At 61.2% G+C, this 24,366-nt stretch carries 23 protein-coding genes; 17 read left to right on the top strand and 6 right to left on the bottom strand.

All coding sequences use genetic code 11. The features are described 5' to 3' along the window. Positions 1-26: 26 nt before the first annotated feature. On the top strand, positions 27-1,652 hold the full coding sequence (locus tag ACTIE1_RS03120) for an FAD/NAD(P)-binding protein (RefSeq protein WP_439561628.1): 1,626 nt from the start codon (positions 27-29) through the stop codon (positions 1,650-1,652). Further along, positions 1,645-2,937: a phospholipase D-like domain-containing protein gene (locus ACTIE1_RS03115; RefSeq protein ID WP_439561627.1), complete on the top strand. Its 1,293-nt coding sequence runs from the start codon at positions 1,645-1,647 to the stop codon at positions 2,935-2,937. The genes ACTIE1_RS03120 and ACTIE1_RS03115 overlap by 8 nt, the downstream gene beginning before the upstream one ends. Positions 2,938-3,054: 117 nt before the next feature. On the opposite strand, the gene gdhA is transcribed toward ACTIE1_RS03115, so the two are convergent. Together gdhA and ACTIE1_RS03105 are read right to left on the bottom strand one after the other, a co-directional pair. Then, positions 3,055-4,401 carry an NADP-specific glutamate dehydrogenase gene (gene gdhA / locus ACTIE1_RS03110; RefSeq protein ID WP_439563252.1) on the bottom strand — a complete coding sequence of 449 codons (1,347 nt, stop codon included), beginning with the start codon at positions 4,399-4,401 and terminating at the stop codon, positions 3,055-3,057. A 481-nt stretch (positions 4,402-4,882) separates the two neighbouring features. Then, positions 4,883-5,800 (bottom strand): LysR family transcriptional regulator, encoded by a 918-nt coding sequence (locus tag ACTIE1_RS03105; protein ID WP_439561625.1) that lies wholly within the window; start codon positions 5,798-5,800, stop codon positions 4,883-4,885. A 114-nt stretch (positions 5,801-5,914) separates the two neighbouring features. On the opposite strand from ACTIE1_RS03105, the gene ACTIE1_RS03100 reads away from it, so the two are divergent. Together ACTIE1_RS03100 and ACTIE1_RS03095 are read left to right on the top strand one after the other, a co-directional pair. Then, a complete protein-coding gene (locus ACTIE1_RS03100; protein WP_439561624.1) occupies positions 5,915-6,856 on the top strand; it encodes a ring-cleaving dioxygenase in 942 nt (313 codons plus the stop codon). A 143-nt stretch (positions 6,857-6,999) separates the two neighbouring features. Further along, positions 7,000-7,542, top strand: a complete 543-nt coding sequence (locus ACTIE1_RS03095; protein ID WP_439561623.1) for an NADPH-dependent FMN reductase — start codon at positions 7,000-7,002, stop codon at positions 7,540-7,542. Between the two features lie 58 nt (positions 7,543-7,600). Here the strand turns inward: ACTIE1_RS03095 and ACTIE1_RS03090 are convergent, their stop codons facing one another. Together ACTIE1_RS03090 and ACTIE1_RS03085 are read right to left on the bottom strand one after the other, a co-directional pair. Next, positions 7,601-9,133 (bottom strand): VOC family protein, encoded by a 1,533-nt coding sequence (locus tag ACTIE1_RS03090; protein WP_439561622.1) that lies wholly within the window; start codon positions 9,131-9,133, stop codon positions 7,601-7,603. Between the two features lie 162 nt (positions 9,134-9,295). Then, entirely contained in the window at positions 9,296-9,727 is a 432-nt protein-coding gene (locus tag ACTIE1_RS03085; protein ID WP_439561621.1) for an Lrp/AsnC family transcriptional regulator, read from the bottom strand. A gap of 116 nt (positions 9,728-9,843) precedes the next feature. Here ACTIE1_RS03085 and rocF point away from each other — a divergent pair, with 116 nt between their 5' ends. Then, complete coding sequence (gene rocF / locus ACTIE1_RS03080; RefSeq protein WP_439561620.1) at positions 9,844-10,773, top strand: arginase; 930 nt, start codon at positions 9,844-9,846, stop codon at positions 10,771-10,773. Positions 10,774-10,784: 11 nt separating this feature from the next. Then, complete coding sequence (locus tag ACTIE1_RS03075) at positions 10,785-11,846, top strand: ornithine cyclodeaminase (RefSeq protein WP_439561619.1); 1,062 nt, start codon at positions 10,785-10,787, stop codon at positions 11,844-11,846. A 51-nt stretch (positions 11,847-11,897) separates the two neighbouring features. On the opposite strand, the gene ACTIE1_RS03070 is transcribed toward ACTIE1_RS03075, so the two are convergent. Beyond that, a complete protein-coding gene (locus ACTIE1_RS03070; RefSeq protein ID WP_439561618.1) occupies positions 11,898-12,896 on the bottom strand; it encodes a LysR family transcriptional regulator in 999 nt (332 codons plus the stop codon). Positions 12,897-13,003: 107 nt separating this feature from the next. Between ACTIE1_RS03070 and ACTIE1_RS03065 the strand changes: the two genes are divergently transcribed. From ACTIE1_RS03065 to ACTIE1_RS03015, 11 genes are all read left to right on the top strand, one after another. Continuing rightward, positions 13,004-13,870 carry an ABC transporter permease gene (locus ACTIE1_RS03065; protein ID WP_439561617.1) on the top strand — a complete coding sequence of 289 codons (867 nt, stop codon included), beginning with the start codon at positions 13,004-13,006 and terminating at the stop codon, positions 13,868-13,870. After that, on the top strand, positions 13,870-14,655 hold the full coding sequence (locus tag ACTIE1_RS03060) for an ABC transporter permease (RefSeq protein ID WP_439561616.1): 786 nt from the start codon (positions 13,870-13,872) through the stop codon (positions 14,653-14,655). Before ACTIE1_RS03065 ends, ACTIE1_RS03060 begins: the two co-directional genes overlap by 1 nt. Positions 14,656-14,692: 37 nt before the next feature. Then, on the top strand, positions 14,693-15,835 hold the full coding sequence (locus tag ACTIE1_RS03055) for an ABC transporter substrate-binding protein (RefSeq protein ID WP_439561615.1): 1,143 nt from the start codon (positions 14,693-14,695) through the stop codon (positions 15,833-15,835). Positions 15,836-15,943: 108 nt separating this feature from the next. After that, positions 15,944-17,017 carry an ABC transporter ATP-binding protein gene (locus tag ACTIE1_RS03050; RefSeq protein WP_439561614.1) on the top strand — a complete coding sequence of 358 codons (1,074 nt, stop codon included), beginning with the start codon at positions 15,944-15,946 and terminating at the stop codon, positions 17,015-17,017. A gap of 5 nt (positions 17,018-17,022) precedes the next feature. Then, positions 17,023-18,363 carry an aminotransferase family protein gene (locus ACTIE1_RS03045; protein ID WP_439563251.1) on the top strand — a complete coding sequence of 447 codons (1,341 nt, stop codon included), beginning with the start codon at positions 17,023-17,025 and terminating at the stop codon, positions 18,361-18,363. Between the two features lie 4 nt (positions 18,364-18,367). Further along, on the top strand, positions 18,368-19,297 hold the full coding sequence (locus tag ACTIE1_RS03040) for a 3-keto-5-aminohexanoate cleavage protein (protein ID WP_439561612.1): 930 nt from the start codon (positions 18,368-18,370) through the stop codon (positions 19,295-19,297). After that, positions 19,287-19,781 (top strand): GNAT family N-acetyltransferase, encoded by a 495-nt coding sequence (locus ACTIE1_RS03035; protein ID WP_439561611.1) that lies wholly within the window; start codon positions 19,287-19,289, stop codon positions 19,779-19,781. Before ACTIE1_RS03040 ends, ACTIE1_RS03035 begins: the two co-directional genes overlap by 11 nt. Further along, the gene (locus ACTIE1_RS03030) at positions 19,778-20,794 is read left to right on the top strand and encodes a histone deacetylase family protein (RefSeq protein WP_439561610.1); all 1,017 of its coding nucleotides are present in this window, start codon (positions 19,778-19,780) and stop codon (positions 20,792-20,794) included. Before ACTIE1_RS03035 ends, ACTIE1_RS03030 begins: the two co-directional genes overlap by 4 nt. Then, positions 20,791-21,822, top strand: a complete 1,032-nt coding sequence (locus tag ACTIE1_RS03025) for a dipeptide epimerase (protein ID WP_439561609.1) — start codon at positions 20,791-20,793, stop codon at positions 21,820-21,822. The genes ACTIE1_RS03030 and ACTIE1_RS03025 overlap by 4 nt, the downstream gene beginning before the upstream one ends. Further along, positions 21,815-22,879, top strand: coding sequence for a DUF1611 domain-containing protein (locus ACTIE1_RS03020; RefSeq protein ID WP_439561608.1), 1,065 nt, complete (start codon positions 21,815-21,817; stop codon positions 22,877-22,879). Before ACTIE1_RS03025 ends, ACTIE1_RS03020 begins: the two co-directional genes overlap by 8 nt. Before the next feature lie 253 nt (positions 22,880-23,132). Then, positions 23,133-23,690 (top strand): YcbK family protein, encoded by a 558-nt coding sequence (locus tag ACTIE1_RS03015; protein WP_439561607.1) that lies wholly within the window; start codon positions 23,133-23,135, stop codon positions 23,688-23,690. Positions 23,691-24,040: 350 nt separating this feature from the next. On the opposite strand, the gene ACTIE1_RS03010 is transcribed toward ACTIE1_RS03015, so the two are convergent. Further along, a partial coding sequence (locus tag ACTIE1_RS03010) for a hypothetical protein (protein WP_439563250.1) occupies positions 24,041-24,366 on the bottom strand: 326 nt, incomplete at its 5' end.

Below are 24,366 nucleotides of genomic sequence, written 5' to 3'. Positions count from 1 at the left end.
ACGACGGGCCGGAAGTGGCGCGCGTGATGCAGTCGGGGTCAGTGGCAGGGGCAGGGGGGACCAAGCCCGCTTTACGCTTGGGGATCATCGGTTGCGGTCCGCGCGGACTTGCGGCTGTTGAACATGCGTTGGCCAGCCTGCCAAGGTGCAGTATCGACATATTCGATCCAAGCCCCTGGCCCGCTGCGGGGCCGAATTTCGCCTTGGACGAGACTGCCTGCTGTCGTCTGAATCTTCGGGCCTGCGATGTGGATATTCCAGCGCTGGCCTTGCCTGAACACCCTTCTTTCAGTGACTGGTTGTGTCAGACAACAGCGCACGCGGCAGAAGAGTATCCGCCCCGTCATCTGTTGGGCGAATACCTGCACAGCCGCTTTTCCGCCTTGCTAGCGTCGTTCCCCATGGCGCTGGCCCATCACCAACAGGTCGTAACAAAAGCACGGCGCGATGCGTCAGGCTGGTGGCTGGCAACGCATATGGGTGAATACGGACCATATGACGAACTGGTTCTGGCGATGGGCCAGCCGGTCACCCAACCCGACAGCACATGGCAGCGCTGGTGCGCGCAAGCGGTCGGGTGCGGGGTAACCCTTGCCCCGGCGTATCCGGGCCATGCGCTGCAACAAAAGGCCGCCCGTTGGTCTGGAAAGACAGTCGCAATTCGTGGGCTGGGTCTTGCCGCACTGGATGTTCTGGCCATTCTGACGCTGGGTCAGGGCGGGCGGTTTTCCGGTGGTCGCTATATCCGGTCGGGCGCGGAGCCAGCGGTTATTCTACCTTTCTCGCTTGACGGGATGCCGCCGCTGCCGAAACCTGTTCAGGCATTGGAAAGCCGGTTTGACTTGACTGGTGGTGAAGCCGCGCTGCTTGGTGACGCCCTCACTCGGGCGCTGGACCTTGGGCCGGATGCCGCGCTGGCCAAGGTGAGGCGCGCCCTTGCCATACCTGCACAGCGGCTGACAGGCGAAGATCCGACAGGCTGGCTGAAGGTGGAATGTGACACGGCTGGCGCACAAGACAGTGCGCGTTCGCCACTAGCGGTTTTGCGGGACGGAATCGATATGGCCGCAGGGCGCAAGCCCGCTTCGGTCGGCTATTGCATCGGGCAGATCTGGCGCAAGTTTCAGCCGGACCTGCGTCGCATCTTTCTGGCCTCGGACGGTCCGGCGGAAACACGCGCTGCGATACTGGGGTTTGATCGCGGGCTAAAACGCATGACCTACGGCCCGCCCCTGACTTCGGCCCGGTTGATGCTTGCGCTTGCCGATGACGGGCTTGTGCAGCTGGCCGTTGCCGATGACCCCAAGATTAAGCTGACGGCGCAGGGTTGGGTGCTGAACAAGCACAGTTATGCGCAGGTCATGATTGATGCAGTTTTGCCCCCACCAAGGCTTGATGTGATCGATGACCCGCTGATCCGCGCGTTCCGATCCGACGGGGTTTTGCGTGAAAACAAGGCAACAGGCGGCATTGATGTTGACGATGCGGGGCGCGCATCCGAAGGACTTGCCGTTCTGGGGCGTTTGACGGAAGGTCGCAGCATTGCTGCAGATTCAATCCATGATTGCTTTGGTGTGATGACCCGAAACTGGGCGCGCGGCATGGTGCGTGCCGCAGAACCGGTTCACGGTTCGGATGGGCCAGATGTTTGACCGGCTGCGTCACGCGCGGCGGCGCATTGTGCTGTGCGTCACGGTGCTGGTGTTGACGCTGGCGGCTGTGGTTGTCGCCCTGAATCTTATGCCCGACCGGCGAGAGCTGCGCAGGCCAGTGGACGCAATCCTGTCGCCCGCGGATCCGGAGTTTCAGCGCAGTGTGTCCGGGTTGTTCGGATCCAACTTGATTGACGGGAACGCCATCGACATCTTGCAAAACGGAGATGAGATTTTTCCCGCCATGCTTGAGGCCATTGCATCGGCACAGACAAGCATCAATTTCGAGACGTATGTTTACTGGTCCGGCCAGATCGCGGATGAATTCGCAGACGCCTTGATAGAGCGCGCGCAGGCGGGGGTGGACGTGCGCGTTCTGCTGGACTGGGCAGGCTCGGAGCCGATGAATCCGGAACTGGTGGATACGATGGCCGCCGAAGGGGTCAAGGTCAAGCGCTTCCGTCCTTTGCGCTGGTATACGCTGGACCGGATCAACAACCGCACGCACCGCAAATTTCTGATCATTGACGGTGAAACAGGGTTTATTGGCGGGGTCGGAATTGGTGATGAGTGGCTGGGGGATGCCCGCAGCCCGGATGAATGGCGCGAAACGCATTACCGCATAGAAGGGCCGGTTGTCGCCGCCATGCAAGGGGGCTTTGCGTCAAACTGGGTCGAAGACACAGGCGAAATATTGCAGGGCGACAGGTTTTTCCCACCTTTGGAACCTGTGGGAGAGGTCGCTGCCCAACTGGTGCTGAGTTCCACTGGCAGCCGCAATTACATGCATCTGATGCTGATGACCGTGATCGCATCGGCGCAGGATCATATCCGGATCACAACCCCTTATTTCGTGCCCGATAAGGTGGCTGTAAACCAGTTGCTGGACGCGCGGGCGCGCGGGGTCGCGGTGGATATCATTGTTCCGGGCGCGCATATGAGCAAAGAAATGGTGCGCAACGCGTCCAGACACCTATGGGGGCCACTTCTGGAGGCAGGGGTGCGCATCCATGAATTCCAGCCGACCTTCATGCATGCCAAACTACTGATCGTGGATGTTATGTTCGCGTCCATCGGCTCTACCAATTTCGACGAACGCTCTTTCCGGCTGAATGACGAAGCCAACCTGAATGTGTTTGATCCGGAATTTGCAGCAGCCAAGATCGGCATTTTTGAACAGGATCTGGCGCGGGCGCGGCAAATCACCTTGCAGGAATGGCAAGACCGGCCACTTCGGACACAGGCGGCTGATTGGGTGTGGAGCTGGCTGCGCACCCAGTTCTGAAGTGCAGGCACGACTGGCCCGCTTCTGGTGCGTAGACTGCGATTGCGCGCAATATCGCGTTCTTGGCACCTTGGCCGCACCCGCGATGGCATTTGCCATACCCCCCCTTGGAAACAATCAGCCGGCCGCGATCATAGCCTCGGCCAGGCGCCGATACGCTGCCACATTTGCCGCGCGGCGATAGTCAACCGCGCCGGTTTGCGTGTAGCAGCTTCGCCGCTCAGACGTCAGGCGGTCATGGATGGTGCACATGATTTCGCGCAGGCAACCGTCAACCTGCGCCGCGCTCCAGCGTGAAAATCCGGCATTCTGCTGCATTTCCAGCCCCGATACGGCAACCCCGCCTGCATTGGCGGCCTTGCCCGGTGCTTGCAGGACGCCCGCGCGCGCCAGATGCGCGATGGCGTCCTGCGTTACGGGCATATTCGCCCCTTCGGCCAGATAACGGCAGCCTGCGTCGGCCAAGGCCTTGGCATCCTCCAGCCCGATTTCGTTTTGCGTCGCGCAAGGAAGGGCAATGTCACAGGGCACGCCCCAAGGGCGCGTGCCTTCTTCAAATGTCAGTTCGAGCGCTTCTGGCGGGGAATATGCGCTATCGCCTTCGGCGGTGACCAGCCAGTCAAGGGCTTGCGGGCTGAAGCCGTCGGGGGCGTGCCATGTCCCTTTGCGGCCCGACATGGTGACAACGCGAGCGCCTTGCTCAATCGCCTTCCGGGCGGCAAAACGCGACACATTCCCGCGTCCGGACAGGGCAATGCGTTTGCCCTTCAGGGTTTCGCCTTCCGCGTCCAGCATCGCGGCCGTGAAATACAGCAGCCCGTACCCCGTGGCCTCGGTGCGCATTGCACTGCCCCCAAGGGCTACCGGCTTGCCCGTCAGGACACCGCCCCAGCGGAGGGCGCGCTGCATCCAGACCCGCGCCATCACGCCGATTTCCTGCGACCCGACCCCGATATCGCCTGCCGGCACGTCTGTATCCGGCCCGATATGCGCAGCAAGCTGTGTCATGAAGGCCGTAGCAAACCGCCTGATCTCAGCAGTTGACCGGCCGGACGGGTCAAAATCCGCACCACCTTTGGCCGCACCCAAGGGCAGGCCTGTCAGGGCATTCTTGAACGCCTGCTCGAAGGCCAGAAACTTCAGCACCGAAGGCGACAGATCGGGCACCCAGCGCAGTCCGCCTTTGTATGGCCCCAGCAGATTGGAATGTTGCACCCGCCATCCGCGATTGATCTGCACCTGACCGGCATCATCTTCCCAAATGACCGAGAAACTTATGATCCTGTCAGCCTCGGTCAGCCGCTCCAGAATGCGGGCTTTGGTATAGGTGCTGTTCGCTTTCTCGATTGTAAGGACGTCGCGCGCAATCTCGGTGACGGCTTGCAGATACTCTGTTTCGCCTTCATGGCGGGCCGCAACGCGGTCAATGAAGTTGCTTAGCAAGGCGTCAGCGCGGTCGTTCATGGAAAGCTCCTTGTCTCAAGTCGAGAGGGGGGATGTGCCGCCAGCGGGGGGGGCAGCGAAACACAGAATGGCGCGGGGCGTAGTTCATGCCGTATCGCGAGTTTCGTGATTGATAAGGGGTATGGTAGTGCCCAAGTCCTTCAAGTCACGGCGTGGGGCGGAAACCACGATGAAACCCATAGGCAAAATCGCGAACACATGCGGTCCCGCAGGAACGCGCCAGTGTTGCAAAGGCGGGCGGGCTTGCGCATTCTTGGTCGTGCTGTCCGGGGCAATGTGGTCGGCCATGACAGTTAACGCCAAGCGGTGATCAAGGTTCCCTGGCCTTTATCGTTGCGCTGGACATAACATTCGGAGCGGCGCAGGCGCGAGTGGGGGAAGATAGGACAAACAGGATCAGGGATTTGTCAGTCGAAGCGGAATGCCGGAAGTCCATGCGACACGGCAAGCCAATGCCCGCCATTTGCAACGCTTGGGCAACCTATTCCGTCCACGGACGCCCGCCTGCCAGTTCCCGCGCAAGATGATCGACAAGGGCGCGCAGTTTCGCGGGCATGGGGGAAATCGGTGGCCACAGCGCAAGGACCGGCATTTTCCGCGTTGCGTAGTGCGGCAATACGGCTTCCAGTCTGCCTGCCGCAATCGGTGTCGCCACCAGAAAGCCGGGCAACATGGCCAGCCCGATGCCAGCCACTGCAAAATCGCGCATCGCCTCGCCATTGTTAAGGGTCAGGCAGCTGCGCACAGGGGCCGGTGTAAATGTCCCGCCTGTTGCAAACTGCCACAGTTGCCCGTCCGGCAAGTGGCTGTAGCTCAGCACCTGATGGCCCGCCAGATCTGCAGGTGTTGCCGGATGGCCATGACGGGACAGGTAATCGGGACTGGCGCAGGCGACCATCTGATCGGTGCACAGCGTCCGGCCAATCAGGGCGCTGTCGCGCGCCTCGCCAATGCGCACGGCCAGATCGAACCCGTCACGGACCAGATCACGGGCACGATCATCATAGTCGATCCGCAGTTCCAGCCGCGGATGCGCCAGCGCAAAACGCGCAAGGATCGGGCTAAGGAAAAGCGTCCCGAAACTCATGGGGGCGGTGATGGACAGCCGCCCGCGCAAGGGCGCTGCGCCATCCATACCCCAGGATGCGCTGTCGGTGGCTGCGGTCAGGGCGCCAAGTGCGGGGCGCAGTTGCAGTGCCAGCCGCTGCGCCGCTTCGGTGGGCGTGACACGACCGGCATTGCGCAGGAACAACGCTGCCTGCAAGGCGCGTTCCAGATCGGCAATGCGCTTGCTGACAACAGATTTCGACAGGTTCATATGCGCCGCAGCAGCGGTGACGGTGCCAAGTTCCATCACCGTCAGGAAGGTCTCAATCTCGTCCAGTGTATAGCGCATCATGTCATGGTATACTGCCCCTTGTCGTTCGACAATCGCGAACACCGGGTTGGCGTTGACAGGGCTGCGCAACCAGGCAGTGCCGTGCCATGTTGGAACAAACGAAAGGAGGCCCACATGGACCTGACCGGAATTCACCATCTAACCGCAATCACCGCTGACGCGCCCGGCAATAACCGGTTCTACACCGAAACCCTTGGATTGCGGCGTGTCAAGAAAACCGTGAACCAGGACGACACATCGGCCTATCATCTGTTTTTTGCTGATGGTGCAGGCAGTCCCGGCACGGATCTGACCTTCTTTGACTGGCCCGTCGGGCGCGAGAGGCGTGGAACCAATTCGATCAGTCGCACGGGGTTGCGTGTGTCACAGGACAGTCTTGATTATTGGGCGTCCCGCCTGCAAGACGCCGGACTGACACGCAGCGATATTACACAGACCGATGGCCGCGCCACCCTTGATTTCGAGGATCCGGAAGGCCAGCGTTTCCGCCTGACCGCAGATACACCAGCCGCCGCGCATCCTTGGGCGCGCAGTCCGGTTCCGGCCGAACACCAGATCCATGGTCTGGGACCAATCACCATATCCGTGCCGCAACTGGCCCCGACCGATGCGGTTCTGACCCGCCTGATGAACATGCGTGCAGTGCGCGATTATGCCAGCCCCGATGGGGTTGGTCATGTGCATGTCTATGAAATGGGCGCGGGCGGGCCAGCCGCAGAGCTGCATGTGGCCGTACAGTCCGGCCTGCCAGTGGCGCAGCAGGGGGCGGGGGCTGTGCATCATGTTGCATTCCGCGTGCCTGACAATGCCGCACTTGGCCAATGGGCGGCGCGGTTGAACGCCCTGCGCATGCCCAGTTCCGGCGAGGTGGAGCGCTATTACTTCCGCAGCCTGTATTTTCGTGAACCGGGCGGGAACCTGTTTGAACTGGCGACCGACGGTCCGGGCTTCGCGGTGGATGAACCGTTCGGGACGATGGGCGAGGCATTGTCCTTGCCGCCCTTCCTTGAACCGCGCCGTGCCGCGATCGAGGCGGGGTTGAAACCGCTGGACTAGGCGAATGACGGCCGACCGCCGCGATGCGCGGCGCCTGAGCGAACAAGTGCAGTCCGTTGCCTTGTCGGGGCGTGACAAAATCCCGATAGCCCCCGTGCCAGCCCCCCGACGCCCGCGAAACCAATGTCGAAAGGAGTGATCTGATGACAAAAACAATCCTTGGCCTTAGCGGCAGCCTGCGGCAGGCATCCTTCAATTCCGGCTTGTTGCGCGCAGCAGCGGAACTGATGACGCAGAACGCAAGGGTCGAGATCGGGTCAATCCGTGATGTCCCGCTTTATGATGGAGATCTGGAAAAATCATCTGGTCTGCCGCCTGCGGTGCAGGTGCTTCAAAGCCAGCTAAAGGCCGCTGACGGTGTGCTTTTGGTGACCCCTGAATACAACAACGGCATTCCCGGCGTGTTCAAGAATGCCATCGACTGGATGTCGCGCGGGCCGGGATTGCAGATGTGGGCGGGCAAACCGGTTGCTGTGATCGGCGCATCGCCCGGCGGGTTTGGCACGATCATGGCGCAAAATCACTGGCTGCCTGTGTTGCGAACGCTGAAGGCGGATGTCTGGGCCGACGGGCGGCTGATGGTGTCGCGGGCGGGTGATCTGTTCGACGCGGATGGGAACCTGACGGATACGGCCAGCCGCGACCGGCTGGCGGCGTTCATGGACGGGTTCGCGAAAAGTATCTGAAGGACGTCAAAAGCCCCCCGCCAAGGTTGTTGGGCGGGGGGCTTTCACCATGTGCTGGTCAGGGTGCCATTTTCTGGTTCAGCCACGCTTTTGTCACGTCCAGATCCGCCGCGCCAAGGTCGTGGCCAGCGGGCAGGGTCTGTGCGTCAAGGCTGGCCCCTGCATCGCGCAACGCCGCTTCAAGCGGCGGGGCCATGCGGGCAAAAGGATCATGCGCCCCTGACAGAAGCAACACGCCGGTCCCTGCCAGATCGGGTTCGGGCGGGTCTTCCAGAACCGCGATGCCGCGCAGCAGGATCGCGCGCTGCACCAGACCGGGATGCAGCAGCATAACCGCCCCCAGAAGGTTTGCCCCGTTGGAATAGCCCAGATAGCTGATGCGCCCCGCCTCCAGCCCGTAGCTTTGGACGGCGCTTTCCATGAACCCTTTGAATGCGGCGGCCTCGGACCGGATATCGGCCTGATCATAGGTCACGGCATCAAATCGGCGAAACCAGCGGTTTATGCCTTCCTCGTTGGACCGTCCGCGCACGCCCAGCAGGGTCGCACGGGGCGCAATGCGATGTGCAAGTGGCATCAAATCGGCCTCGCTTCCGCCGGTGCCATGCAGCAGCACAATGACCGATCCATCAGGATCGTCCGGTGTATGGAAGCGGTGAATGAAGGGCAAATCACGCATGGGTATCCTTTCTGCGCCGGGGCGGGCGAATTGTGGCAGCATCACGCGCAGGTCTTGCGCACGCGCCGCGTCATGTGGCGGGATCAGCAGGGACTGGCCAAGGGCGTCCGCGGGTTCGTCCACTGCAAAGCCCGGACCATCGGTTGCATACTCGATCAAATGACCGGCAGGGTCACGCACATACAGGGACAGGAAGTAACGCCTGTCATGCACTTCGGTCAGCCCCTGCACGGTTCCAAGCCCACGCCGCATGGCGCGCACGGCATCCGCATCCCGCGCGCGAAAGGCGACATGGTCGATCATTCCGGTGCCGGGGATTGCAGGCACAAATCCGCTGCCATCGCGCAGGTCGATCACATCACGGTCTGACACCATGCGTTGCACTGCACCTTCCGAAGGGCCTGCGCGATAGCCGAATTGCGCAAGGAAGCCCGCGCTTGCATCCCGCTTGTCACTCAGCAGGGTGACCGCGCGCAGGCGCGTGGGGGCAATGGGGTCCGGCAGCGGTGCCGTTGCAGGCAGGTCGGCCCCCACCAGCTTGACAATAATGCCGTCAGGGTCGCGCAGACGCAGGACCGGTTCGCCGAATTCGCGCATGGGGCCTTCGACAGGGATTTGCGCCTGCAGTGCACGCGCCAGCCACTCGCCAATGCTGGCGGGCGGGACGGCAAGTGCGATCTCGAACACCTGTCCATGTCCGCTACGGCCACGCGCGCCCGCTTCCCATACAAGGAAGCTGATCAGGCTGCCGGGGCAGCCTTGTGCATCGCCATAGAACAAATGCAGCTGTTCGCCATCGGCGAAACCGGCGGTCTGCTTGACCAGTTGCAACCCCAGAAAACCTGCATAGAAGTCGACATTGGCCTGCACCCGCGCTGTGATTGCGGTCACATGGTGAAGTCCGGATGGCATGGGAAATCCTCCGTTCTGTGCGCGAATGCGCTTTGGGGTCGCCCGTCATATATGGGTCATGGGCATGGACCACGACCCGTGCAAGGACGAATGCGGTGTTCGGCGCTGGCGAACAGGCCTTGCGTGCCTGCCAAAACTGTACCACGCGCACAGGCCGCGTGGTTAGCGTGATCTGGCCCTGCGCGTCGACAAAAGCAGGTTCGTTTCCGAGGATGTCACACCATCAAGCGCCCGGATCTGGCTTAGCACCTTGTCAAGTTCGTCAAGCGACCGGGCTGACAATTCCACAATCAGATCCCACCTGCCATTGGTGGAATGCACCGCTGTTACCTGCGACATGCCCGACAGCCGCGCCATGATGCGTCCGGCGCCGCGCCCTTCAATCCCGATCAGCATCAGCCCGCGCACAGGTGCATCGGCCACATCGCCCCGTGTGATTGCGGTGAATCCCAGAATCTCGCCTTGCTGTTGCAACCGCGATAGGCGCATGCGCACCGTTGCGCGGCTGACCCCAAGGCGGTCTGACAGCGCCATCACGGACGCCCGCCCGTCACGCCGCAATTCCGCGATCAATTGCTGGTCTGTGCTGTCCATTTCGAAACCTTTTGGTGTCAATATGGTCAATTTATGCACCTGACTGGCGATTTGTCCAGTTGAATGCTGCCCTGTCTGCGCGCCACATGGTGTAAACACAGGAGAGAGAGAGATTGATGCACCCGCCCACCCTGATTGGTGCCCCGGTTGACAGCGGCCAGCGCCAGCCGGGCTGCCTGATGGGGCCCGCCGCATACCGAGTCGCGGGGCTGCATGCGATGCTGATGGCCCTTGGACACCCGACGCAGGACCGCGGCGATCTGGTATTGCCCGACAGCCTGCCTGCCTGCGATGTGCCCAATCCTGCCCTTGACCAGTTGCCTGCAACGCTGGCCTGGACTGCGCTGATCCGCGATGCGGTGCAGGTGGAACTGGACGGCGGGCGGCTGCCCATTGTGCTGGGCGGGGATCATGCGTTGGCGCTGGGGTCGGTGTCGGGCGCAGCGGCCCATGCGGCGCGTGTCGGGCGGCCCTTGTTCCTGCTTTGGCTGGACGCACATAGTGATTTTCATACGCCGCAAAGCACCACCTCGGGCAACCTGCACGGCACACCCGTTGCCTATGCCGCCGGTCGCGACGGGTTCGCGCCCTTCCCGCCATTTCCCGCGCCAATCCCGCCCGAACGCATCTGCCTGTTCGGCATTCGCAGTGTCGATCCGGCGGAATATGTTGCGCTGGCAGAGTGCGAGATTGCCGTGAATGACATGCGTGTGCTGGATGAACAGGGCATCGCTGCCCCCTTGCGCGCATTTCTGGACCGCGTCCGTGCCGCGCGGGGCATGCTGCATGTCAGTCTGGATGTTGATTTTCTGGACCCTGCAATCGCCCCTGCCGTTGGCACAACAGTTCCCGGCGGCGCGACCTTCCGCGAGGCGCATCTGGTCTGCGAGATGATCCACGAAACCGGACTGATGACCTCGCTCGATCTGGTCGAGTTGAACCCCGCACTGGATGAACGCAGCCGAACCGCGCGGCTTATGGTCGATCTGCTGGGCAGTCTGATGGGCCGCAAGGTTTTTGACCGTCCCACCCGTAGTTTCACCTGAAGGAGTCTGCCATGTCATCCCCCTCTCGCCACGCGCTTGTGCCGTTTGTCAGTGTCGATCACATGATGCGCCTTGTGCTGCATGTCGGCATTGAGCGCATGATGCTTGAGTTGGCCGACGCCATTGAAGCCGATTTCCGCCGCTGGCCGGAATTTGACAAGACCCCGCGCGTGGCCAGCCATTCGGATATTGGCGTGATTGAGTTGATGCCAACGTCGGACGGGCAACAATACGGGTTCAAATATGTGAACGGCCACCCGTCGAACACACGGCAGGGGTTGCAGACCGTCACCGCCTTCGGGGTGCTGGCCGATGTGGCAACGGGCTATCCGGTGCTGCTGTCGGAAATGACCATCCTGACTGCATTGCGCACGGCGGCAACCAGTGCAATGGCGGCAAAATGGCTGGCCCCGCACGATGCGCGCGTCATGGCCATGATTGGCAACGGCGCGCAGGCCGAATTTCAGGCGCTGGCCATGAAGGCCGTCTGCGGTATTGAGGAAGTCCGCCTGTATGATACCGACCCTGCCGCGACGCGAAAATGTGCGGCCAATCTGGCCGGGCGGGGGGTGCGCATCGTGTCTTGCGCCACCGCCGAGGATGCCATCCTTGGTGCGCAGATCATCACAACCTGCACTGCCGACAAACAATATGCCACGATCCTGACTGACAACATGATCGGGGGCGGCGTGCATATAAACGCAGTCGGCGGCGACTGCCCCGGCAAGACGGAGTTGCACCGCGACATTCTGTTGCGCGCGGGCATCTTTGTGGAATACCCGCCGCAGACGCGGGTTGAAGGCGAAATCCAGCAACTTGCCCCCGACCATCCGGTGAGTGAGTTTTGGCAGGTCATCACGGGCCAGACGACGGGCCGCACCGATCAGGGGCAGGTGACACTATTCGACAGTGTGGGCTTCGCGATCGAGGATTTCAGTGCGCTGCGCCACATCCACCAGCGCCTTCAGGGCACAGGGTTCTTTCAGGAACTGGACATGATTGCCGACCCTGACGACCCGCGCGACCTGTTTGGTATGCTGTGCCGTGCCGAAGTGGGCACGCGCGTGGCTTGATCGCGGGCGGCCGGTTTCGGGGCGGCACGGCACCTGCGGTGTGGATTTTGGCTAGGGGCTTGCGTCACCGGCCCCATCGCAAGATGTATCAAGGCCGTAAGTGCGCGAAGATATGGGAACCGACGAAATGGCGTTTTGAAGTGCGGCAAGAAGCGCTGTCTCGGCGCGGTTCAGCGCCGCCTTGGGGTTCCATGCCAGATGCACGTCAATGGGGGGCGGGTTGTCATAGGGCGGCAGGCGCCACAGCAGCCCGTCCTGCACATCGCGCGCCACGACATGCAGCGGCAGGGGGCCTATCCCAACACCGGCAATCACCATCCGGCGCACTTCTTCCAGATGGCTGGATGTGCCTATGATCCGCTCGCTCAATTCCGATTCTGCCCGCAGCAGCGTGACGGACCGCAGCGCATCATGCAGCCGGTCCGTTTCGAAGCTGACCGCAGAATGTCCGGCCAGATCCTTCTGGCGCAGGCCCTTGCGCCCGAATAGCGGGTGGGAGGGCCCGCAAAACAGGCCAAAGAATTCCCGATAAAGGCGCATATATTCGATCTTCGGGTCGCGCCGGTGGACAAGGCAGATCGCGAAAGATGCCGTTCGCGCGGCCACGCTGGCCAATGCAGACCCTGACCCAAGAACCGATATTGACAGCGTCGCACTTGGATGACGGGCATGGAATTCGGTCAGGACACGATCAAAAAGCGGGCAAACCACATGGCTGGCCACCGCAATACGCACATGGCCGGTAACTTCATCAGTGGTGTCGCGCATCAACGTAGACAGGCGATGGACGGCCCCGTGAATTTCGACCGCTTCGCGATACAGTAACGCACCTGCACGGGTCAGTTCATAGCGCCCCGGCGCGCGGTCAATCAAACGCTTACCGATGCGATCTTCCAGTTTTTTCAATGCGGTAGAAACTGAAGGCTGCGTCAGCCGCAGCCGCTGGGCCGCATCCGTGATCGACCGCGCTTCGGCCATCACAACAAAGCTGCGCAGCAGGTTCCAATCCAGATCACGGGTCAGGCGATCTGCATCTTCCTCGTATGCCATTGACAGAACCTATAATCAATATTCCCATTATCTATTTGCACTATGGCATGGGGCTTTGCAATCATTTGCTTTGTGGCGGTTGCCGACCAACTCACAGGAACCAAGTCATGTCTGTTGAAGCCCGTGAAAAGCGGCAGCCCTGGATTTTGCTGTCCCCTGCGCTTGGGGCCGTCACCCTGCTTTTGCTGGTGCCGCTGTTGTTCATTGTGGTGTATTCCTTCTGGCTGCGTTCGGCGGTTGGCCCGGATACGGCGGGGTTTCATCTGGACAACTGGCAGCGCGCGCTGACGGATCCGTTTTTCCGCTATATCTTGCTGAACACCCTTAAGATTGCGGCCATTACGACCGTTATTTGCGCGCTACTGGGCTACCCTGCGGCCTATTTCATCGCCCGTTCCAGTGGCAACAAACTGATCTTGTTGCTGCTGCTTATGCTGCCGTTCTGGATCAGCTATATCATTCGCACGATGAGCTGGATCAACATTCTGGGCAGTTCCGGCGCGTTGAACACGCTTTTGATGACTGTTGGCCTTACATCCTCGCCCATTCAGATGCTGTATAACGAAGCAACCGTCATTCTGGGGCTTGCGCATTTCCTGCTGCCCTTCATGGTTCTGAATATCTATGTCAGTCTTGACGGGATTGATACCAGTCTGGAAGACGCTGCCACATCGCTGGGGGCCACGCGCTGGCAGGCATTCTTGCAGGTCACATTGCCCTTATCCCTGCCCGGACTGGCGGCGGGGGGGCTGCTGTGTTTCGTCCTTGGCGCCGGCACCTATATCACCCCGCTTATCCTTGGCGGCCCGCGCGATGCGATGTTCGCCAATCTGGTGTTCGAGGCGATTATCACACAGTTGAACTGGCCCATGGGGTCCGCGTTGTCGTTGCTGCTGCTGATCGTATTGGGGGTGCTTGTGGCCATTTACAACCGCTACCTTGGCATGTCGCAAATCACGAAGGGGCTGGGCTGATGGGCTGGGGGGCGATCCGGGCATATACAATATGCGTCTACCTGTTCATGTTCCTGCCTGTGGTCGTGGTGGTGCTGCTGTCGTTCAACCAGAACCAGTTTGGCAGTTTTCCCATGACGGGCTTTTCCCTGCGCTGGTTCGAAGCCCTTTGGAACAATGATGCCGTGATGCGCGCGTTTCGCACGTCGCTTGTCCTTGGCTTGTTGACGGCGCTGATCTCGACCACGCTGGGTGTGCTGGCCAGCCTTGCGCTGGTGCGCTATGCAGTGCCGGGCAAGAACCTGATCACCACCATCCTGATCGCACCCATTCTGGTGCCAGAAGTGGTGCTGGCGGTGGCGCTGTTGCTGTTTCTGAACTGGCTGGGCATTGGCAAAAGTTTCGCACTGCTGCTGGCAGGGCATGTCATCTTTACCCTGCCATTTGTCATTCTGGTGGTGCAGGCGCGGCTGGTTTCCATACGCCGCGATGTGGAAGAAGCCGCGCTTAGCCTTGGGGCGTCGCCGGTGCAGACCTTCTTTTCTGTGACCCTGCCGCTGCTGATGCCGGCTGTCGCCGCAGGGGCGCTGTTTGCCTTCACCATATCCTTCGATGACATCACCGGCACATTGTTCTGGAAACCGGGCGGGGTGGAAACCGTGCCCACGCAGATCTTCTCAATGCTGCGCAATTCCATCAGCCCCGAAATAAACGCCCTTGGCACAGTGATGATTGTCATCACTGTGGGCCTGCCTTTGCTGGGGGCCGCAATCGCCCGCAGTATAGCCATAAAACGCGGCATGTAAGAACCGCACAACCCAAACCCGACAAGGAGATCAAAATATGGATAATACAAAACGCTACGAGCGTCTGCTGGAGCGCTACCGCAACGGTGATCTGGATCGCCGCAGTTTTCTGGGCCTGATCGGTGCTGCAGGCGTGGCATATGGCGTGCAGACCCCGTTTGCGAAAATGGCCTTCGCGCAGGATGTCAGCCAGGTGCGGTTCGATGGCTGGGGCGGCGTGGTGTCCGAAGCGTTCCGCCGTCACGCATTCGACCCCTATACGGCCGCCACTGGTATCAATGTGGTTGACGGCACATTCGCAGGGGGGGACGAATACCTTGCGCAGGTCCGGTCCAGTCAGGAAGGCGAATATAACATCGCCCATCTGTCAGGTGTGTTCGACTATGCCCGCTATGTGAATTTCGGGCTGGATGTGGAACTGAACCTTGCAAATATCCCGAATATGGAACTGGTCATGGACGCGCTGACCAATGCGTTCCGCGGCATCACGCCCGACCACCTGTCGGCTGTGCCCTATAACTACGGTACCACAGGGCTGGCCTATAACCGGGCCTATATCTCGGACGAGGAAATTCGCGAGAAGGGCGCGTCCATCCTGATCGACCCCGAATATCAGGGCAAGATCGGCGGCTGGAGCGACTGGCGCACGCGGCTGTGGTATGCGGCCCTGCAAACCGGCCAAAGCCCCAATGACATTCAGGATATGGACGCCGCATGGGATGCCATTCGCACGCACCGCGATCTGGCGCTGAAATACTGGGGGTCTGGCGCCGAATTGATGAGCCTGCTGGCCGAAGAGGAAATTTATGTAACCGAAGGCTGGTCCGGCCGGATCGCGGCACTGCAAGAGCAGGGCCATGATATCGGCTATTATGACGCGCCCAGCAGTTTCGGCTGGCAGGAATGTCTGTTCGTGATCAAAGGCTCGCCAGTCGAGGCCTGCGAAGAACTGCTGAACTTCATGCTTGCGCCCGAAACCTCGATCGCGGTGGCAGAGGGGCAGAACTACCCACCTGCACTGGATGGCACCAAGGTCGATCTGGGCGACAAAATCCCAACACTGCCTGCCTATGATCCGAGTGGCACACTGGAGGCGCTGACCTTCGCCGATCCCGTCTATTGGAACGGCAACGAGGCTGAATGGTCCGAAACCTTCGCCCGTGTCCAGCGCGGTTTCTGAATGCAAGGCCGGGGGGCCAGCCCCCCGGAACCCCCCGGAGTATTTCCGGCAAGATGAAGATGATCCCGCGTACTGCTGGGGCGGGTCTCATCCCATGAAAGGCGAAGTATGGGCGCTGTCAGTCTGAACAATATCGTCAAGCGTTTCGGCACGTTCCAAGCGGTCGAGAAAACGTCGCTGACCATACCGGAGGGTGCGTTTGTCACGCTGCTTGGTCCGTCCGGCTGCGGCAAGACCACGACCTTGCGCATGATTGCAGGCCTGCTGGACCCGACCGAGGGCGAGATCATCATCAATGGCAAGCGTGTCAATGATGTGCCTATTCACAAGCGCAATCTGGGGCTGGTGTTCCAGAATTACGCGCTGTTTCCGCATAAGACCGTTGCCGAAAACGTGGCCTTTGGCCTGCGCTACCGCAATGTTGCGAAATCCGAGATTGCGCGGCGTGTGCAAGATGCGCTGGAACTGGTGCAACTGCCGCATCTGGGCAACCGCTATCCCAAGGCACTGTCGGGCGGGCAGCAACAGCGCATTGCGCTGGCGCGGGCGATTGTGATTGAGCCGGATGTGCTGCTGCTGGATGAACCGCTCTCGGCGCTGGACGCCAATCTGCGCGAAGATATGCGGGTGGAGTTGAAGAACATTCAGGCGCGCATTGGCGTCACGACCGTTTTTGTGACGCATGACCAATCCGAGGCACTGGCCATGTCCGACCAGATTGTGGTCATGTCCAATGGCCGTGTCGAACAGGTCGGCGCCCCTGAGGAGGTGTATAACACCCCCGCCAGCGAGTTTGTGGCGAAGTTTCTGGGCGCGTCCAATATTCTTGACGGGCATTGCCTGTCACGCAGTGCCGACGGGGCCGTTCTGGACGTGCCGGTCTTTGGTAAGGTCACGGTGCCAAGCGCCAAGGCCCCGCATCTGGCTGGTGAAGGGGGCGCGAAGCTGGTCATCCGCGCCGAAAAACTGCTGTTGCGCGACAGCCCGCCCGAAAGCGGTGTATTCTGTGCCGCTGCCACGGTGGAAACGGTCGATTATCAGGGCCAGTCCGTGCGCTATTTCGTGCGCGCGGGCGATACGCAGTTGCAGGCCATCAATATGATCGACGAACGCCCGTTCCCTGCCGGTGCGCAGGTGCATATTACCCTTAGGCCGCGCGATTGTGCGGCCCTGCCCGGATAACCGTTATGAGTCACCTTTTCTATCAGACCAGCCAGCGCCGCCCCCTGCTGGATCAGGCGCGCGGCGTTTACATGTGGGACGTGGACGGCAAGCGCTATCTGGATGGGTCAAGCGGCGCGATGGTGTGCAATATCGGCCATTCCAACCCCAATGTGCTGGAGGCCATGCGCCGCCAGATGGAAAAATCGACCTTCGGCTACAGGCTGCATTTCGAAACCGAAGCGTCCGAGCAACTGGCTGCCAGAACTGCTGCGCTTTGCCCTGAAGGCATGAACAAGGTGTTTTTTGTATCGGGCGGGTCGGAAGCGGTGGAGTCGGCCATCAAACTTGCGCGCCAGCACGCGCTGGCTGTGGGGCATGGGAACCGCTGGAAGGTCATCAGCCGTGCCCCGTCCTATCATGGGTGCACATTGGGGGCGCTGGCCGTGACCGGCTATGCACCGCTGACGGACCCTTTCGCGCCGATGATGCAGGCGATGCCCAAAATCCCCGCGCCGCGCGCCTATCTTGACGGGCTGGACCCCGCTGACCCCGCCACCGGCGCGCATTATGCCGCCATGCTGGAGGCTGAAATCATGGCCCAAGGGCCGGACAGTGTTCTGGCCTTCATCGTTGAACCCATTGGCGGCGCGTCCACCGGCGCGCTGGTGCCGCCTGCGGGGTATATGCAGGCCGTGCAGGACATCTGCCGCCGGTATGGTGTGCTGTTGATCCTTGACGAAGTCATGACCGGCGCGGGTCGCACCGGCCGTTTTCTGGCGCTGGAGCATTGGGACCTGTCGCCTGATATTGTTGTGCTGTCCAAGGGCTTCGCGGCCGGATATGTGCCCCTTGGTGCGATTGCCGCGCGCGATGAACTGGTTGCCGCAGTGATGGAGGGGGGCGGCTTTGTGCATGGCTTCACCTATGCGGGTAACCCGCTGGCCTGCGCGGCGGGGGCGGCGGTCATTGACGAGATTGCGCGGCTGGGCCTGATGAGGAACGCCGAAATCATGGGGACGGAATTGCGCAAGCACCTGGAGGGGTTGGCAGCGCGCCATCCAGTCATTGGTGATGTGCGCGGGCAAGGGTTGTTGCTGGCGTTCGAGTTGATGGCGGACCGCGACACCAAAGCGCCGCTGCCCGCGCGACTGAATGCCCATCAGCGCCTTGTCGATATCGCCTATGAGATGGGCTTGATCGTCTATTCCCGCCGCACGCGCAACGGGGTGGAGGGGGACCATATTATGGTGTGCCCGCCCCTGATTGTGTCTGACCAGCATCTGGTCGAGATTTCGGACACGCTGGATGCGGCCCTGACCCGTCTGGTGCGCGACATTGCGCCCGCCTTGTCGGAAATGGCGTGATCGCATGTCGGGCATTATCATCACCTGCGCGCTCACCGGCTCTATTCACACGCCCAGCATGTCGCCGCATCTGCCCGTGACTGGCGCGGAAATCGCGCGGCACGGGATTGACGCGGCACAGGCGGGCGCGGCCATTCTGCACCTGCATGCGCGTGATCCGGTGACAGGCCAGCCTTCGGCCGCGTTGGAGCATTTCAACGGCTTCGTGCCCGCACTCGCACGCGACACGGACGCGGTGTTGAACCTGTCCACCGGCGGCAGCGCAGTCATGTCGCTTGATGACCGGCTGGCCGCCCCTTTGGCGATAGCGCCGGAAATGGCGTCGCTGAATATGGGGACGATGAATTTCGCATTATATCCGATGCTGGGCAAGGATCGCGAGTGGCAGCATGAGTGGGAAAAGCCCTTTCTGGAAGGCACTGACGATCTGGTCTTCAAGAACACGCCCCGCGACATTGCCCGTATCCTGACCAGCCTTGGCGTGGAGCGCGGCGCGCGATTTGAATTTGAATGCTATGACCTGAGCCATCTGTACATGCTGCGCCATTTCGCGGATCGCGGGCTGATAGAGCCGCCCTTTTTTATCCAGTTCGTGTTTGGCGTGCTGGGCGGAATGGGGCCGGATGCAGAGAACCTGACGCATATGGTGCGCATGGCCGACAAGCTGTTCGGCGGGGATTACCTGTTTTCTGTATTGGCGGCAGGACGGTTCCAGATGCCGCTGATCACCATGGCGGCGGCCATGGGCGGGCATGTGCGCGTGGGGCTGGAAGACAGCCTGACCATTGCGCGCGGCCAGCTTGCGCGGTCGAACGCCGAACAGGTTGTGAAAATCCGCGAGATTGTGGAACGCCTTGGGCGGGTGGTCATGTCCCCCGAACAGGCGCGCGCCACATTGGGGCTGAAGGGGCAGGGGGGCATGAATGCGCGATGATGTGATGAATTTTCGACAGGTCGCGACCGCCGATGACCTGGCGCGGCTGGAAGCCGCATTGCGCGCCCTAAGTGCCGGTATCGCAGAGGATTATTCCACTGATCGCGCGACACTAGCCGATGCCCTGACAGGGCCGCGCCCTGCCGCGTATGCCATATTGGTCTTGCGCGGCAATGATACTTTGGGGGCGGCCATGTTCAGCCCCGTATTTTCCACCGTGCGCGGGGCTGCGGGGCTGTATGTGTCCGACCTGTGGGTAAGTCAGCATGCTCGCGGGCAGGGGCTTGGCGCGCGCCTTCTGGCGCAGGTGGCGCAACAGGGCGCGCGCGACTGGCAGGCAACATGGATCAAGCTGGCAGTCTATGACCACAGCACGGCGTCGCAGCGGTTTTACAAGCGACTGGGTTTCGAACCCGCGACAGGCATGCAGGAAATGCGCCTTGGCGCGCAGGGCGTGTCCAAATTGATGGAAAGGGCCACATGAAAGCCGTATTCGACGACCGCCAGCGCCTGCATGACCCGCGCCATTTCATGGCCAATGGCAAAACCTATCCCAGCCCCGAAGCGCCTGAACGCATTACCCGCCTTATGGCGGGGGCAATGGCGGCGGGCTGCCGGTTTGATGCGCCGCAAGATGCTGGCCTTGGCCCGATCGCCGCCATTCACAGCGCGCAATACCTGCATTTTCTGCGCACCATCTATCCGCGTTGGCAGCGTATTCCCGATGCGGGGGCAGAAGTTATCCCGAACATTCACCCTGCCACGCGGGGCGACAACTACCCGAGATCCGCCATCGGGCAGGCAGGCTATCATCAGGCAGACACGGCTTGTCCCATCGGGGCGCAGACATGGGATGCGGCCTATTGGTCGGCACAATCGGCCATTTCGGGGGCTGATCTGGTGGCGGGTGGTGAACAGGCGGTCTATGTGTTGTCACGCCCGCCGGGGCATCATGCGTTCGCCGATCTGGCGGGGGGCTTCTGCTTTTTGAACAATTCGGCCATTGCGGCAGAACGGTTGCGCACATACGGGCTGCGGCCGGCAGTTCTGGATATCGATGTGCATCATGGCAATGGGACGCAAGGCATATTCTATGCCCGTGATGATGTGCTGACAGTGTCGCTGCATGCGGACCCCGACCGCTTCTACCCCTTTTTCTGGGGGGGGGCGCAAGAACGCGGCGAAGGGCGCGGGATGGGGTGCAACCTGAACCTGCCGCTGCCGCGCGGCACGGATGATGCGGGGTATCTGGCGGCGCTTGACACAGCCCTTGCACATATAACCGCCTTCGGGGCCGATGCGGTGGTCGTGGCGCTGGGGCTTGATGCGCATGTTGACGATCCGTTCAAGGGGCTGGCAATTACCACAGCGGGGTTTGCGTCAATTGCGGCGGCGATTTCGGGACTGGGCCTGCCCCTGCTTCTGGTGCAGGAAGGCGGCTATGTCAGTGACGCGCTGTCCGACAATCTGACAGCATTTTTGAAGGGTGTCGCATGAAGGTCGAGTATCAAACACTTTATCTGAAGAAGCGCTTTCCCTTGCGCATCTCTCGTGGTGAAATTTCGGGCGGTGACAACCTGTTTGTGTCGGTCACCGATGGCACATTGACCGGCTGGGGCGAGATGGCACCGGGCGAAACCGAAGGCGCGGCAACAGTGGCAGAAGGGCGCGCGCAACTGGAGGCGTTTTGCGCAAACGGTCTGGACGGCGCGATCTATGATATCTGGGCGCGCGCGCATGCGGGCGGGGTGGGGGCCTGTGCGCTGGCCGCGCTGGACATGGCACTGTGGGATTTGCGCGCCAAACAGGCGGGTATGCCGCTTTACCGGCTTTTGGGGCTGGCGCGGCGCGGGGTGATCTCATCACTGACGGTGGGCATAAACCCGCCCGATGTCGTGTCCGAGCGTGTGCCCTTGTTGTTGGCGCGCGGGGCCAAAGCCCTGAAAATAAAGCTGGGCAGTGCGGACGGAATTGACGCGGACAAGGCCATGTTCATGGCAGTTCATGACGCCGCAGCAGGCAGCGGGGCGGCGTTGCGCGTTGATGCCAATGGCGGCTGGTCGCTGGCGGACGCGCGCCATATGATGGGCTGGCTGGCCGCGCGCGGTGTGGAATATGTGGAACAGCCGCTTGTTCAGGGGGCTGAAGACCAGTTGCCTGCGCTGTTCAAGGACCGCGCCTTGCCGGTTTTCGTCGATGAATCCTGCCGGTTTTCCAGCGACATTCCCGCATTCGCGCAGTGCGTGGACGGGGTGAACCTGAAGTTGATGAAATGCGGTGGGATTACCGAAGCCTTGCGGATTGTCGCGACTGCGCGCGCGCATGGGCTGAAAACCATGATCGGTTGCATGGGCGAAAGCGCGGTTTCCATCGCTGCGGGTGCGTCATTGTCGGCGCTGTTCGACTATATCGACCTTGATTCCCATCTGAACCTTGATCCCGACCCTGCTACCGGCGCGCCGTTTGAACATGGCGTGACCCTGCCCGCAGATCAGCCCGGCCACGGAGGCGCCTTGCATGCTTGACCCGACCCGACCTATCGCCTTATTCGCCGAGGCCACAATGGGCAGCCTGAACGCCAAGATGGCCGAAGGTATCCTGCGCTACGGGCGCAATCCGGTGGTCGCAGTGATCGACAGCACTCAGGCGGGAAAACGCGTGCGCGATCTGTGCGCGTTGGACAGCGATGTGCCGGTTGTTGCCACTGTGAACATGGCGCAGAAGATGGGCGCGGAAGTTCTGGTGCTGGGAACCGCCCCGTCCGGCGGGCGCTTGCCGCAAGCGTGGGTTGCCGTTCTGGAACAGGCCATTGCGGGCGGGATGAGCCTTGTCAATGGCATGCATGACCGCCTTCAGCCAATGTTCGCAGACAAGCTGCGCGTCGGTCAATGGGTCTGGGATTTGCGCGTACCACAGGGTGATGCCCCGCCCATCGCGATGGGACGCGCCGCAAAACTGGGCAATACCCGCGTGTTGATGGTTGGCACCGACATGGCCATCGGCAAAATGACAGCGGGGTTGGAACTGACGCGCAGTTTGCAGGCATTGGGTCGCGACGCGGCATTTCTGGCCACGGGCCAGACCGGCATTGCCATCACGGGGCGCGGCATCCCGCTGGACGCGATCCGCGTGGACCATGCGGGCGGCGCGGTTGAACGCATGGTGCTGGAGGCCGCAGATCAAGAGATCGTCGTGATCGAGGGGCAAGGCTCGCTTCTGCACCCCGGCAGCACCGCGACCCTGCCGCTGATGCGCGGCAGTTGCGCGACACATATGATCCTGTGCCACCGCGCGGGCATGGAAACGCTGGACGAGTTGGACACTGTGCGTATTCCCCCGCTGCCCGATGTAATCGCCCTGAATGAAGCGGTGGCGCGCGCAGCGGGTGCATTGACGCCAGCCAAGGTCGTGGCAATCGCGCTGAACACATCACGGCTGTCACAAACAGATGCCTTCGCCGCGCTGAAAGCGGTTGAGGATGAGACCGGCCTGCCCGCCTCCGACCCCGTCCGCCAAGGGGCAGGGGTGTTGGCGCAGGCCGTAACGGGGGCAATCCCGGCAATGGGGCAAGCCGGTTCCTGATATCGGGCTGTCCGCAGGCAGAACGCCCTTTTCGCCCCTGAATGGCAACGCAGGCGCATGGGCTGCAACAGGTTCGGGTGCCTGACGCTGTCAGAACGGGTCGGATTCCACGCGCGGCAATGGAATGCCATCGCGCCAGTCTGCCCCGCTTGGTCAGAATCCGCCGACACAGAGATGTGAATGTCCAGCCCACTGGGATGATCCGTGCAAGCAGCGTAAAGCGCCAGCCGGAAATAACCATCCCGGAGACCCTATGCAGACCCAAGCCCGACCGGCCGCATTCAGCAGGCGCAGCTTTCTATTCGGTGCCACTGCGGCGCTTGGCGGCGTATCAGCGGCACCAGCCTTCGCATTGCCCTTCCTGCGAAGGGCAACGCAGCCGGACCCCGCCGAGGCACGCAGCCTGCTTATGGTCAATCAGCGCACCGACGAGGTGTTCAATCATGTCTATTTCGACGGTCACGCTTATATTGCGGAATCGCTTGCACGATTTGCGGTTTTCGCCCGCGATCTGCGCACAGGCGAGTTGGGTGAAATGGACCCGCATCTTCTGGATCTGGCGTTTGAAATCCAGCAACGTGCCGGCGCGGAGGAGCCGCTGATCCTGACCCACGGATTTCGATCATCCTCGCGCAATGTGCGTGGAGGCGCTGCCAATTCACACCACCTGCACGGTCAGGCGCTCGATATCACCCATCACAGGCTTGGTCCACGCGGGCTGCATGAAATCGCGGCATCAATCGGTCGAGGTGGGCTTTCACGCTATTCAAGCTTCATCCATATCGACACGGGCGAGACGCGCACCTGGTAGCGCAGTGAAGCTGCCGCAGGCACGCTGAATCGTGGCAATCTGAACCCGCAAGAATGCCGGTTTCAAGAATACTATCGTGGATAGGCTTCGAAAATCAATGTGCATCACGGTGCTGCCCCATTGTCAGATCACAACACCATTACGCGTCACGCTGATCAACCAAGCCTGGAAAACTACATGGGGAAATGTGTGCACGAAACGACCCTTTCGCAATGGAATCATTTGCTTGGGTGAGTGTTATGGCGGAGAGACAGTCTGTCTCACTTTGGGAACAAGTATATGTTTATAAAGTGTTTAATTTCTTTTCTGGGTAGACATACCACACTTTGCACCACGCCCTGTGCCAAAACTTAGGCTCGGTGCATCCTTTCGACCAAGTAGTGGAGACCCAAAAGAGTAACCACGAGCAAGCTACAAACCATCCAAGTATAAAGCGCCCAACCGCAAGCCTCGATAACTTGGAGCGCATCGTCGCTCCAAGGCGGGCCAGAAACGTCCACAGATACATGTGCGGAAACGACGCCAAACATGTAGAGCAGGATCGAAAGAGTCGCACAGTAGCCGAAGAGCACGGACAAAAAGCGTCGACGTGTAAGCGTCTCCTTTATCTCCTGCCCCTTGCGAACAGTAGTCAGGGTCGGGGCACGCCCCTTCATGACCTGATCAAGGTTCTCAT

This window comes from Roseinatronobacter sp., from assembly GCF_051859525.1.
Classification (GTDB): domain Bacteria; phylum Pseudomonadota; class Alphaproteobacteria; order Rhodobacterales; family Rhodobacteraceae; genus Roseinatronobacter.
The sequence above is the reverse complement of the archived record's forward strand: the minus strand, read 5'-3'. Positions and strand labels throughout refer to the sequence as shown.